Origin of the sequence: Martelella mediterranea (assembly GCF_021021415.1) — a bacterium.
In the GTDB taxonomy this organism is placed as follows: Bacteria; Pseudomonadota; Alphaproteobacteria; order Rhizobiales; family Rhizobiaceae; genus Martelella; species Martelella mediterranea_C.
On record NZ_JAINWJ010000033.1, the window covers coordinates 36,365 to 49,203 of the forward strand.

Annotated in this window: 13 protein-coding genes; 5 read left to right on the forward strand and 8 right to left on the reverse strand. The window is 62.5% G+C overall.

The genetic code is table 11. The annotated features are described in order from the left end of the window. Nucleotides 1-177 precede the first annotated feature (177 nt). Nucleotides 178-528 (reverse strand): flagellar export protein FliJ, encoded by a 351-nt coding sequence (locus K7H91_RS17940; protein WP_230721598.1) that lies wholly within the window; start codon nt 526-528, stop codon nt 178-180. 420 nt (nt 529-948) lie between these two features. Between K7H91_RS17940 and ctrA the strand changes: the two genes are divergently transcribed. Further along, nucleotides 949-1,647 (forward strand): response regulator transcription factor CtrA, encoded by a 699-nt coding sequence (gene ctrA, locus K7H91_RS17945; protein WP_230721599.1) that lies wholly within the window; start codon nt 949-951, stop codon nt 1,645-1,647. A 177-nt stretch (nt 1,648-1,824) separates the two neighbouring features. Here ctrA and rpoH read toward each other — a convergent pair whose 3' ends face one another. Then, complete coding sequence (gene rpoH / locus K7H91_RS17950) at nt 1,825-2,736, reverse strand: RNA polymerase sigma factor RpoH (RefSeq protein ID WP_230721600.1); 912 nt, start codon at nt 2,734-2,736, stop codon at nt 1,825-1,827. A 181-nt stretch (nt 2,737-2,917) separates the two neighbouring features. Continuing rightward, on the reverse strand, nt 2,918-3,943 hold the full coding sequence (locus tag K7H91_RS17955; protein ID WP_230721601.1) for an RluA family pseudouridine synthase: 1,026 nt from the start codon (nt 3,941-3,943) through the stop codon (nt 2,918-2,920). A gap of 61 nt (nt 3,944-4,004) precedes the next feature. Here K7H91_RS17955 and K7H91_RS17960 point away from each other — a divergent pair, with 61 nt between their 5' ends. Both K7H91_RS17960 and K7H91_RS17965 read left to right on the forward strand, forming a co-directional pair. Beyond that, nucleotides 4,005-4,394, forward strand: a complete 390-nt coding sequence (locus tag K7H91_RS17960; protein WP_230721602.1) for a hypothetical protein — start codon at nt 4,005-4,007, stop codon at nt 4,392-4,394. Then, complete coding sequence (locus K7H91_RS17965) at nt 4,372-5,220, forward strand: TrmH family RNA methyltransferase (protein WP_230721603.1); 849 nt, start codon at nt 4,372-4,374, stop codon at nt 5,218-5,220. Before K7H91_RS17960 ends, K7H91_RS17965 begins: the two co-directional genes overlap by 23 nt. A 9-nt stretch (nt 5,221-5,229) precedes the next feature. Here the strand turns inward: K7H91_RS17965 and K7H91_RS17970 are convergent, their stop codons facing one another. After that, entirely contained in the window at nt 5,230-5,496 is a 267-nt protein-coding gene (locus K7H91_RS17970; protein ID WP_230721604.1) for a hypothetical protein, read from the reverse strand. 13 nt (nt 5,497-5,509) lie between these two features. Next, the gene (locus K7H91_RS17975; protein WP_230721605.1) at nt 5,510-6,112 is read right to left on the reverse strand and encodes a DUF1134 domain-containing protein; all 603 of its coding nucleotides are present in this window, start codon (nt 6,110-6,112) and stop codon (nt 5,510-5,512) included. Nucleotides 6,113-6,347: 235 nt separating this feature from the next. On the opposite strand from K7H91_RS17975, the gene chpT reads away from it, so the two are divergent. Continuing rightward, the gene (chpT, locus tag K7H91_RS17980; protein WP_230721606.1) at nt 6,348-6,989 is read left to right on the forward strand and encodes a histidine phosphotransferase ChpT; all 642 of its coding nucleotides are present in this window, start codon (nt 6,348-6,350) and stop codon (nt 6,987-6,989) included. Nucleotides 6,990-7,351: 362 nt separating this feature from the next. Continuing rightward, the gene (locus tag K7H91_RS17985) at nt 7,352-8,743 is read left to right on the forward strand and encodes a hypothetical protein (RefSeq protein ID WP_230721607.1); all 1,392 of its coding nucleotides are present in this window, start codon (nt 7,352-7,354) and stop codon (nt 8,741-8,743) included. A 129-nt stretch (nt 8,744-8,872) separates the two neighbouring features. On the opposite strand, the gene K7H91_RS25875 is transcribed toward K7H91_RS17985, so the two are convergent. From K7H91_RS25875 to K7H91_RS18000, 3 genes are read right to left on the reverse strand one after another with little or no spacing between them, the layout of a single operon-like run. After that, nucleotides 8,873-9,517: a SagB/ThcOx family dehydrogenase gene (locus K7H91_RS25875; protein ID WP_419197494.1), complete on the reverse strand. Its 645-nt coding sequence runs from the start codon at nt 9,515-9,517 to the stop codon at nt 8,873-8,875. Between the two features lie 52 nt (nt 9,518-9,569). Then, nucleotides 9,570-11,345 carry a hypothetical protein gene (locus tag K7H91_RS17995; RefSeq protein WP_230721609.1) on the reverse strand — a complete coding sequence of 592 codons (1,776 nt, stop codon included), beginning with the start codon at nt 11,343-11,345 and terminating at the stop codon, nt 9,570-9,572. A 51-nt stretch (nt 11,346-11,396) separates the two neighbouring features. After that, entirely contained in the window at nt 11,397-12,695 is a 1,299-nt protein-coding gene (locus K7H91_RS18000) for an adenylosuccinate synthase (RefSeq protein WP_230721610.1), read from the reverse strand. Between the last annotated feature and the right edge of the window lie 144 nt (nt 12,696-12,839).

The window sequence follows — 12,839 nt, forward strand, 5'->3', positions numbered from 1 at the left end:
GCGAAGCCGATCCTGCAAAGAACGACGCCGCCGCCGCCCGACTTCGGCCCCCGCGGCTTTCTGCGAAAGCCCTCCGAGACCCAACGATACCAATCACGCCCGTCTTTCCCACAAAAACCAAAGGCCGCATCATCACGATGCGGCCTTTGGTGTTAACGGTTCCCCTCGGCTTAGCCCTCAGGCGCGCTTGCGGCCCGCGGCATCGCGCTCCTCGAGGGCGGCGGCGCGCTCATAGTCCATTTCCATCTCGGCGAGCTCGGCTTCGGCCTTGTCGCGCTGCTCGCGCAGGTCGGCCACCGAGACCGCCAGATTGTCGGCTCGCTGGCGCGCCGATTTGGCGAATGTCGAATATGCGAAATGGCCGGGGTCGGTGATCCCGGATTTCTTTTCCTCGGCGGCGATCTGCTGCATCAGTTCGCCGGACATGCGGGCGAATTCATCCATCATGAGTTGCAGTTGCTGCAACTGCCGCTTCTTTTCCTTTACCTGAAACGCCTTCAGACGCAACAGACTGTTTCGTGCCTTCATACGCAAAACTCCCCGGCTGACGAACGCATAGCGGATCGGTCCCCCCTCGGTTTCTGATTCGCGCCAAAAATGATTAACGAAATCGAAATCGCGGTAACCTTTCGTTTACAGTCATGTCCGATCATAGCCGGCAGGGCTTAAGGGTCGGTAAACCGCATCATCGGATTCAAACAAAAACTAGCGAGTCAGATGAGTCACTTAGCGGTTTTGGTTAATCTTTTTTATCGGCTTTTGAGATGAAAAAAGTACAATGAAATCAATGTCATTCTAATGTTCATTAATATCTTCTGGCTGTCTTGCCAAAAAGAATCAGAATTTGTTAACCATTAGATGGCAGCTTCCAAATCAGGTCATCACTGAGTCCGTATCGCGTCGGGGGCGACAACAGACCTTTCATAGCGGCGGTTCAAGGGGAAAGACATGCGGGTTCTTTTAATCGAAGACGACGGCGCCACAGCACAAAGCATCGAGCTGATGCTGAAGAGCGAAAACTTCAACGTGTACACCACGGATCTGGGCGAGGAAGGCGTCGACCTCGGCAAGATCTACGATTACGACATCATCCTTCTCGATCTCAACCTGCCGGATATGTCCGGCTATGAAGTGCTCAAGGCGCTTCGGGTTTCGAAGATCGCAACGCCAATCCTCATTCTCTCGGGCATGTCCGGCACGGACGACAAGGTGCGCGGCTTCGGCTCCGGCGCCGACGACTATCTGACGAAGCCCTTCCACAAGGAAGAGCTGGTCGCCCGCATCCACGCCATCGTGCGCCGCTCCAAGGGCCATGCGCAGTCGATCATTTCCACCGGCGATCTGGCCGTCAATGTCGATGCCAAGACCGTGGAAGTCGCGGGCCAGCGGGTTCATCTGACCGGCAAGGAATACCAGATGCTCGAGCTGCTCTCGCTGCGCAAGGGCACGACGCTGACCAAGGAAATGTTCCTCAACCATCTTTATGGCGGCATGGACGAGCCGGAACTGAAGATCATCGACGTCTTCATCTGCAAGCTCCGAAAGAAGCTCGCCAACGCTGCCGGCGGCACCAATTTCATCGAGACGGTCTGGGGCCGCGGCTATGTGCTGCGCGAACAGGAGCAGCAGGAAATGAAACGCGCCTGACGCGATTCACAAGGCTGAAGAAAGCGCGGCGCCCCGGCGCCGCTTTTTTTGTTGAAACCGCTTTTCCTTAACCTTTGCCCCAAAGGACTTCGCAAGCAGCAACGAGGACGACAAAAAGCCGCGGCAGGGATGCTCCCACCGCGGCTTCCTCATTCTCATTCCGTCAAATTCGGATAATCAGTCGTCTGCGCCCTCGCGCACGGCGCGGACCGCCTTGGCGTTGGCGGTCACCTGCTTCTGCACAGCGTCCTGCACCTTTTCGAAGGCGCGGACCTCGATCTGGCGCACGCGCTCGCGCGAGATGTTGAATTCGCCGGAGAGCGATTCCAGCGTTTCCGGATCTTCCGACAGGCGACGGGCCACGAAGATGCGCTTTTCGCGATCGTTCAGCACATCCATCGCTGAAGACAGCATGTCGCGGCGGTTTTCGAGTTCGTCCTGATTGACGAGCATCTCCTCCTGGCTGTCATGCTCGTCGACGAGCCAGTCCTGCCACTGCCCGGATTCGCCCTCGGTGGCGCGGATCGGCGCATTCAGTGAGGCATCGCCGCCCAGACGGCGGTTCATCGAGATCACTTCTTCCTCGCTGACATTCAGCTTGGTCGCGATTTCGGTGACCTGTTCGGGCTTGAGGTCGCCATCCTCGATCGCCTGGATCTTGCCCTTGAGGCGGCGCAGGTTGAAGAACAGCCGCTTCTGGTTGGCGGTGGTGCCCATTTTGACGAGCGACCACGAGCGCAGGATATATTCCTGGATCGAGGCCTTGATCCACCACATCGCATAGGTGGCCAGACGGAAACCCCGTTCGGGGTCGAATTTCTTGACGGCCTGCATCAGGCCCACATTGCCTTCGGAAACCACCTCGCCGATCGGAAGCCCGTAGCCGCGATAGCCCATCGCGATCTTGGCGACGAGACGCAGATGGCTGGTGACGAGCTGATGCGCCGCATTGCGGTCGTCATGCTCCTGATACCGCTTGGCAAGCATGTATTCCTGCTGCGGCTCGAGCATGGGGAATTTGCGGATTTCTTCGAGATAACGGTTGAGACCGTTTTCTCCGGCACGGATGCTGGGAAGCGTATTGGCCATGCTTTCACCCCCTTGGTGTTGCAATCCTCTTCAAATCAGCGGCGATCGGCGGGATAAACCCGCAATCCGACCATCGATTTTCTGGAGGGAAAACCCGATTTAAGTATGGCAGGGAGGGCTTTCAAGGGAATGAAACCAAAAACTTTCCATTGACTGGAATGTTTTTGGTCGCTGGTATCGCTCAGCCCTCGAAGGCCGCGCAAAGGGCCGCCATATCTTCGGGCAGCGGCGCTTCGAAGCGCATCTCTTCGCCGGTCGACGGGTGTTCGATCACAAGCAGCGCGGCATGGAGCGCCTGACGCGGGAAGCCGCGCACCAGCGAGGCGGCGGGCTCCTCCAGCAAATTGACCTTGGTCTTGAAGCCACCGCCATACATGTTGTCGCCGATCAGCGGGTGGCCGATATGGGCCATATGCACGCGGATCTGATGGGTGCGGCCCGTCTCCAGCCGGCATTCGACAAGGCTTGCCAGCGCGCTGCCATCCGGCTTTTCGCCGAAACGGCGCTCGACCGTGTAATGGGTGATGGCGAAATCGGCATCGGCGCTGTCGGCCCGTTTAACGGCGCGGCGGATGCGGTCGGGCGCGCGCCCGAGCGGTGCGTCGATCGTGCCGTGCAGCATTTTTGGCCGGCCCCAGATCAGCGCCTTGTAGGCGCGCTGCAGCGGCCCGGTGCGGCCGTGATCGGCGAATTGCGCGGCAAGCGACTGATGGGCGGCGTCGTTCTTGGCCACCACCATCACGCCGGTTGTGTCCTTGTCGAGGCGGTGGACGATGCCGGGGCGCTTCACCCCGCCAATGCCCGAAAGCGTGTCGCCGCAATGGTGGATCAGCGCGTTGACCAGCGTTCCGGTCCAGTTGCCGGCGCCCGGATGCACGACGAGGCCCGCCTGCTTGTTGATGACGATGATGTCGTCGTCCTCGTGCAGGATGTCGAGGGGGATATCCTCGCCTTCCGGCTCGGCGTCTTCCGCCTCGGGCATGATCAGGCTGATGGCCTCGCCCGGCTTGACCTTGCGGCTCGGCTCGGTCGCCGGCTTGCCGTCGATCGATACAGCGCCGGCATTGATCAGCGCCTTCACGCGGGTGCGCGATACGCCGTCGCCCATTTCGCGCGCGATGAAAGCGTCCAGACGCTCTTTCGTGCCCTCGGGGACGAGAAAGTCTTTTCTATCGGCCTGGGTTTGTTTAAACGGGTCGTCTGTCATCTGAACTTTGCAAGTGCGGTTCGCGCTTGTTAAGCGAAACCGGCCCCCGGAGCAATGGACAATGTCGCAACACCGCATTGAAGACGAAGAAGAAGACAAGCCGCTCGACCCTGCGGTCGAGCTGGTGCGGCGGCGGATGCTGCGCTTGCAGGTCGTCTCCGCGCTGATCATGATCGTCTCGCTGATGGCGGTGTTCGGCGCGATCCTCTACAAGGTGATGAGCCGAACGGATGAAGCGCCGGTCGCCGAGCGCGGCGGCGCGATCGTGCCCGCGGATGCGCCAAGGGCGCTGACGGCCACCCTGCCGCGCGGCTTCGAGATCGCCGATATCAGCTATGGCGACGGCCAGGCGCTGATCTACGGCACCAAGGAAAACGGCGAGCAGACGCTCTATCTCTTTGATATCAATACCGGCCGCATGGCCGCCGATGTCGAAATCCGCTTCGACTGAGATGGCCGCACCGGCATTTGCCATCACCGATCCGGACGATCCGCGGGTCGCGCCGTTCCGCGCGATCCGGGAGAAGGATCTGGTCGGGCGGCAGGGCCTGTTCATCGCCGAAGGCACGGTGGTGCTGCGGGTGCTGGCCGAGGCGGATGCCGCAAGGTTCGAAGCCGAGCGCATCCTCGTGCTGGAAAACCGGATGGCGGGCATTGCGGACGTACTGAAAAGCTATCCGGCCAGCGTGCCGGTTTTCACCTGCAATGCTGCGGTGATGAACGCGATCGCCGGGTTCGACATGCATCGCGGGGTTCTGGCGCTGGGCCGCATTGCCGGTCGTCCCACGGCGGAAAGCCTTATCGCGACGCTGCCTGGCGACGCGCTCGTGGTGGTCTGCATCGGCCTTTCAAACCACGACAATGCCGGCGCGATCTTCCGCAATGCGACGGCGCTTGGCGCCGATGCGGTCTTGCTCGACGAGACCTGTTGTGACCCGCTTTATCGCAAGGCGCTGCGCGTTTCGGTTGGTTCCGTGCTGAAGATGGCGTGGACACGAGACGGCAATGGGTCGGAAATCCTGACCGCGCTGGCGCGGGCCGGCTTCGACGTCGTCGCCCTCTCGCCCTCAGGCAGCGAGGCCGTGCATCATCTTGTGCCGGGACGGCGGGTGGCGCTTGTCCTTGGGACGGAAGGCGAGGGGCTGCCGGTCGATATCATGGAGGCGTTTCGAACCGTGCGCATCCCGCAGGCACCGGGGCTCGACAGCCTCAATGTCGGCAATGCGGCCGCGATCGCGCTTTATCAGCTTGCGCTTGCGAAAGGCCGCATCGGCTAAAGCGTCGATCTACCGCGTTTCGGCAAGCAGGGCGCGGGCGCGTTCGGCAAGGCTGATCCGGTGCGCGCTGCGGCCTTGATCGCGCGAAAGCGCCGCCGCCAGCGCATCGCGCGCGCCCTCGCCGCCCTCGCGGTAGCGATAGGCGATCATCATCGCGGCAAGCTCGGCAAAGGCCGCGCGCAGGGCCTCGTCCTCGCGATCCGAGCCGGCGGCTGCATCCACCTGGCTGCAGATCGCCGCATAGCGGGCTTCGATGTCTGTTTTCAGATCGCCCAATCCCGCGCTCCGCTCAGAAGGGGTTCCAGGTCGGCCGCTCGGTCAGCTTCAGATAGCCGACATTGACGCCGAGACGCGCGCCGATGCCCGAGCGCACCGGAACCAGGATGACATCGCGGTATTTGTAGACCTGCATCGAAAAGCCGGCGACGATATAGGCCGAGCCCGAAACGCCGCCATAGCGGTGGTAGAGGTCGGGCACCGAGGGCAGATTGTAGACCAGCATCATCACCCGCGAGCCGTCGCCGCCATAATCGATGCCGAGCGAGGGGCCCTGCCAGAACACCTTGTGGGAGCCGACATTCTTGGTGTTGAGCACGCCCTCACCATAGGTCAGGCCGGCGATGAAGGCGCCGGAGCCTTCCGCCCCGAGAATATAGCCGTTTGGCAGGCCGTATTTGGAAAACGCGTTCTGCAGCGTCTGGGCAAGGCCCGAACTCGCCTCGCCGAAGAAATTGTTGCCGGCGTCGACAATCTCGTCGGGCGAGAATGTGCCGGATTGCTGCGCTTGCTGCTGGGTCTGCTGTTGCGCGCCGGCCGGCACGATGGCGAAAGCCACCATCCAGAGGGCGAAGACAAATGCCTTGATGAACCTTACGGCGTTTCTGGCAAACATGGCGGTTCCATTCCTGTTGCTTTTTTGGTCTGGTCCGCAAGCGCCGCCGGTTTTGATGGCGGCAATCCGGCGGACGGCGGACTTTTGCCGGATATTGTGGGCCATACCCCTTAACAATGGATTTACCAAATGGGAGGATTTTGCCGGATGCCGATTATCGCTTGCCATGGCGCGGCGATACCAGCAAAAGACAGGGGCGGCCGCTGGCCGCCTGATCCGAAGGATGGTGGACGCGATGAAAAACCCGAACCTGACCCTGAGCGGCGCAGATCTTGCGGCCCTGCTTGCAAGCCGCATCTGCCACGATGTCGTCAATCCGATCGGGGCTGCCGGAAACGGGCTGGAACTGCTGGACGAGGGCGGCATGGACGAGGACGCGCTGCAGCTCATCCGCCAGAGCACGGCTTCGGCCACGGTTCACCTGAAGTTCGCCCGCATCGCCTTCGGCGCTTCCGGCACGCTGGAAACGCCGCTTGATACCGGCGAGGCGGAGACGGCGGCGCGCGACCTGGTCGGGCTTGGCAAACGGGTGACGCTCAACTGGAGCGGCCCGCGCATCAACGCGCCGAAGAACCGGGTCAAGCTGCTTTTGAACCTTTTCCTCGTTGCCCTCACCACCATCCCGCGCGGCGGCACCATCGATGTCGGTCTCGATGCCGCAGGTGATATCTTCGCCTTCATCATCCGCACTCGCGGCAATTACGTTCAGATGCCGGCCGATTTCGCCCGCATCTATGGCGGGGTCATGGACGACCCGATCACCTCGCATAATGTCCAGCCCTATTACACGGCATTGCTGGCGGAGGAGTCCGGCATGGCCATCGAATTCGTGGTCAATGAGGGCGAGGTCGTGTTCGAAGCCAAGCCTGCGACCTGAGCACTGATTCCCGCTTTCTTTTGCAGCGCAGCAGGCGTTATCCCATTTTTGCCAAGCTTTACGGCTAATATACAGGCATTGAATCGCTCGCAGGTCGGCTCACGGGAAACAATTTCCCGCCCGAGCCGTTTCTACGAAGCCTGAACTGCAATTTTCCCGTCAGTTTCTGAGGGAGAGCCCAGCCGTGAGATATCCGCAATTTCCCCCGGCCTTGCCGGCGGTCTCGAGCGTCTTTGCGCGCAAATCCAGCCGATCCCCGGTCGCCATCCCGTCGCCGAGCGGAACAATTGTTCGCAGCCGCACAACGGGTGAGGCCCGCGCCGACGGCATGCCTTTCGGCCTCCAGCCGAGTGATGCCGACCGTGTCTGATCGAAACTTGCGAAACAGAGGGACCGCCAGGCTCAGCATGGGCGCGCTTGCGGGCGTCGGGCTGGCGCTTGCCGGCTGCGCCTCCCAGCAATTGCAGCAAACCGCCCAGCAGATCGACCTGATGGAGCAGGAACTCAGCGCGCAGCCGCCCGAACCGCCCGCCGATGGCGCAGTGCTGGGACCTTCTGAACTTCTGGCGAGCGCGGAAGGCGCCGGCAAGGATTTCATGCGCGCCCGCATCAACCGCGCGCGAGCCATGCTCGAGCTCGACAAGGTCAAATCCGCGCGCCTACCGCGCATCAGCGCCGAGGCGCGCCAGATTGCCACCTATACCGGCGATGATCTCGGGGATGTGGCCGGGACTTCGAATATCGTGCTCGGCGTCAACTGGGACATCTCGAAGGCGCTGCTCCGCCTCGATCAGCCATCGGTGGAGGTCGCAGGCCGGCTGATCCCGGTGCAATACCAGATCGCCCAGCGCACCGCGACGTCCAACCTTCTCAACACCTACAATGAATATACGACCCTCGATTTCAGGCATAAAAACGCCGTGCTGAAGGAAAAGGGGCTTGCCTGCCGGGCCGGCGATGTGGGTGAAGACGTCGCAAGCGGCGACGCGACAGCGCGGGAACTGAAAGCGCTCAAGGCGCAGGTCGCCGCCGCCCGCCACGAAGCCGACGCCGTGTCGCGATTGCTCGCCTCGAAACGGGACGAACTGTTGGGCCTTGCAGGCCTTGCCGAAGGCGGCTATCGCGTGGCTCCGGAGCGCTCCGTACTGTCCTCGCTTTCCGGCTTCGAGTCGATAAAAAGCGACGATGCGGAGGCCTGTTTCGCAAGCTCCGGCAAGAAGCGCCTGGAGGATCTGCTCGTCGAAGCCTCGGCCGCGCAACTCGATCTCGCCCGGCAATCGCGTTTCACCAAGCTGAAGACCTCGATCCCCAGTTTCATGACCCAGACCGGCGGCCTGAACCTCCAGTTCCTGGTGTCCTATGTCCTGCCGCTGATCGATGAAGGCGATGCGCTGCGCATGACGCAGAACGCCCGGCTGACGCTCATGGAGACGATCCTGAGCGCGCGCGACAACCGCCGCGACTTCATGAACGACTTCAACGCCCTGAAACTCGGCATCGCCGCCGCCGAAAGCGACCTCGCCGCGGCGAACGCGGCGCTGGTGCGGGCGGAAAACCAGTTGCAGAATGCCGATGAAGCGGCGCATTGCGGGGAGAGTGTCGATGTCGAGAAGGCGAAAACCTCAGTAGCAGCCGCGAAATTCAAGATCGACATGCTCAAGAGCCGCCTCCTGCTGCTCTGCGCCCCGCTGAGCGAGAAGACCAGCGATGATACGGGCGCAGCAGCGCTTGCCGGGATGCGAAGCGGGAAGTGAGATTCTGCGGGCCTGCTCCGTCCGGACGGACCGGCAAGGGCGCCGGCCCAAACGAAAAGCGGCGCCGCGTTCCTGAGCGTCCAATCCAGCCGGGAACAAACCATATGTAAATGAGCAGGCCCTCACGCATCACCGCGTGAGGGCGTTATGCGTTGTGTGACGACGATGTCGACGCGCTTCGTCCGCGCTCAGGAACCGGGCCCCGAGGCACATCAGCGCGACAGGCGCGAGGGGCGGCGCAAGCCCGAGAACACTGGCCGTGGCTTCATCATTGAAACCACCAACCAGAACGCTTCCGAGCCCCTCCGCCACCGCCATGAGCTGGATATTTTGCGCCGCCGCGCCCGCCTCCAGAAAGATGTAGCGCTCGCCGCGCGCGCCATAGGGCTGCTGTTCAACGAATGCCCGCACCGGCGTCAGCATGTCAGCGCATATGGCAATAATGCACGCCGCATTCGCAATCCACTCCGGATGACCAATGGCCGCCTTGCAAAGGGCCGGCCGCAAATCGGCATGATTGATGTTCCTCAGGTCAAGCCCGCCCGGTTCAGCGGCATACAATCCGCTGTCAAGGCCGTCGACCCTGCTTGCCATGACAAACAGGCGAAGCGGGTAGAGCGCGTGGGCTGAAGGAACGGTCCTTCCGTCATCCTCTCCCGACTTGCCCTGGCCCGCCCACAGGATTTTTTCCAGCGAGCGAAGCGGTATCGCATGCTTCGCGAACGCGCGGACAGAGCGACGCCGGGTGAGCGCGTGAGCAAGGGTTATGTCCATCTGTCCAGCCTCGCTTCACCTCGGCAAGCGTGCAGGCTTTATCGGAAAGCCTTCAATTGTCGCCGATATCGCCCAGCGCCTGCCATTCCTGGACGGCGCGGTCGAAGATTGCCATGCCGGTCGTGCCCTTTTCCAGCGTCAGCAGCGCGCGGCGGCCGTTGCGGTAGGTGATCGGGATATCGATCCAGTTGCGCTCGGCCAGCAGCGCCAGGTTCTGGCCGCGCGCCTGATCGAAATCATTGAGCGCCAGCATATAGAGATCGTCGGTGATCTTGGCCGAGACCGCGATCAGCGGATCGCCCCTGGCGGCTTCGGTGTTCTTGAGCGAGATCCTCTGGACATTGTCGACCGCGCCGCCCTGGAAATTATCGCCGAGCGTGAACGCAATATCGATGAGATGGCTTGCCGGCAGCGAGGAATCGTCATTACGACGGAAGGTAATCACGCCGGAAAGCCCGGCCTCGGGCACGTTCATGACGCCCTCGATCACCGGTTCGGACACCGCCGTGCCGGTGTTCTCCTGCTTCAGTTCCCAGGTCACCGTGCCCTGATAGGCCGACGGGACCGACTGGCCAAGCTGCTCCTCGTAAAGGAACATCTTCTGCGCGGAGCCGACCGGCGGCGCGGGCGCGGCCGCTTCCTGCGTGGAGCCGGAAGTCGCCGGCGCGCCGGATGTCTGGTTGGCTACGGTGCGCGCCGGTCCGGCGGTGGCGCCGGCGGCGGGCAGGCCTTCCTCAACCTCGGTGCCATCCGGTAGCAGCCGCTGGGTGAATTGCTTTTCGCCTGCCGCTTCGCCCTCGTCCGCAGCGTCCTCAGCCGGCGCCTGAGCGGTCTCAGCCTCAGGTTCGGTCGCCGGCGGCGCCTCGGGCTCTGCCGGCGTTTCGGCAGCCTGCTCTTGCCCCGGGTCAACCAGCGCCGTCACCGTGTCGCGACCCTGCCAGGCAAAATAGCCGCCGACCGCGACCACCGCCAGAATGACAACGGCGGCAACCGCAATCACAATACGCTTCGCCCCGCCGCGCCCTCCACGCTCCGTCTCGTCGCCATCGCGACCGTAACCGGAGGACCGCTCATCATCATCGTAACCCGGCTCTTCCGGCTCAAGGCCCAGAAGGTTGTCGACGTGAGCCCAGTCTTTTTCGGAAACAGGTCGCCCGCCCGCAGGCGCGACAGGTTCGGTTGGCACGGCAGCGGGCGCCGCCTCGTAGCGCCAATCGTCAGCGGCGCGGCGTTCGTCCTCATCCGGCTCGACCACCACCGATCCGGCATCGCTTTCCTCTTCTTCCTCCGGCGTGTCGAAGGAATAGGACTCCGCGGCATCGCGCGCGCGCTCGTAGACGACCCTGTCAGGCCGGTTGACCGCCTCGAAGGTGGCGCCTTGCAGGAAGCCTGTGGCTTGGCGCGGCTGCGCAGGTTCTGGTTCCAGCTCGGGCTCGGGCTCGGGCTCGAAGTGATGCTCCGGTTCCGGCGCAACGTCGTCTACCGGAGGCTCTTCATACGGCTCTTCGTCGCGATAAGGCTCCTCGACCGGGGTTTCCGGCGCAACATCGTCCTCGACCGGCACCTCGTCGGTAAACCCGTCGACCTCCTCGACAATCTCCTCGTCGGGCGGCAGGGCGACGGCGAAATCGCTCTCGACTTCGGCGATTGCGGCATCGATCTTGTCGATCTGCCGCTTGATCATCGCTTCCGGCGGCGGGGGGTTCATGTTTTCCATCTGCCGGATGACAGCAGAGCGCGCCTTTTCATAGACGCGGGCGCGCAATTCCGGAGATTGCTCCGGAAGGCCTTCGACCGCGCGCCGAATGACTGCTGTGAAATCCGCCATGAATCACCCCTATTGTGCGGGACAGTGCCGCGACAATACTACGATTTTTTCTTAATCTTCAAATGGATCGGTCACAAGAATGGTATCATCGCGCTCAGGACTTGTGGATAGAAGCGCAACGGGAGCCCCGATCAGCTCTTCAACCTGGCGTACATACTTGATCGCCTGGGCCGGGAGGTCCGCCCATTTGCGCGCGCCCACGGTTGATTCCTTCCAGCCTTCCAGCGTGACATAGATCGGTTTGACGCGCGCCTGCGCGCCCTGGCTGGCCGGCAGCGCCTCGATCCGCTCGCCATCCAGCTCATAGGCGACACAGATCTTCAACTCGTCCAGCCCGTCCAGCACGTCGAGCTTGGTGAGCGCGATGCCGGTGATGCCGTTGGTGGCAACGGCCTGGCGCACCAGCACGGCATCGAACCAGCCGCAGCGGCGCTTGCGCCCGGTCACCGTACCGAATTCATGGCCGCGCTCGCCGAGGAAATTGCCGATCTCGTCGTCGAGCTCCGTCGGGAACGGGCCTTCGCCGACGCGGGTGGTATAGGCCTTGGTGATGCCGAGAATATAGCCGAGCGAGCCCGGTCCCATGCCGGAACCGGCGGCCGCCTGCCCCGCAACCGTGTTCGACGAGGTGACGAAGGGATAGGTGCCGTGGTCGATATCGAGCAGCGTGCCCTGCGCGCCCTCAAACAGGATGCGCTGGCCGGCGCGGCGCTTCTTGTCGAGCAGCAGCCACACGGTTTCGCGGTAAGGCAGGACCTGATCGGCGACCGAGGTGAGCTCCTCCATGATCGCATCATGGGAAATCTCGGGCGCGCCGAAGCCGCGGCGCAGCGCATTGTGATGGGTCAGCAGCCGGTCGACCTTGGCCGGCAAGGTTTCCAGATTGGCAAGGTCCATCAGCCGGATCGCACGGCGGCCGACCTTGTCCTCATAGGCCGGGCCGATGCCGCGCCGCGTGGTGCCGATCTTGGTGCCGGAATTGGAGGCTGCGTCCTCGCGCATACCGTCAAGCTCGCGGTGGAGCGAGAGGATCAGCGTTGCGTTATCGGCGATCCGGAGATTTTCGGGCGTGATCTTCACCCCTTGCGCTTCCAGCCGGCCGATCTCGGCGATCAGCGCATGCGGGTCGACGACGACGCCGTTGCCGATGACGGCAAGCTTGCCCTCGCGCACCACGCCCGACGGCAGCAGCGACAGTTTGTAGCTCACGCCGTCGATCACCAGCGTGTGGCCGGCATTGTGACCGCCCTGATAGCGCACCACGATATCGGCGCGCTCGGAAAGCCAGTCAACGATCTTGCCCTTGCCCTCGTCGCCCCATTGCGAGCCGACCACTACAACATTTGTCATATCACCTACCTGGAAGTCCTAAGTCACGGTTAAGCCGCAGCATCTATAACCATCTCGCTGTCATATTGCGATCCCCCACGCCCGCAAGCGCAAAATTTTCTCGTGACAGCCCCATGGCAGACGGACTATTGCGTCCTTACCCTC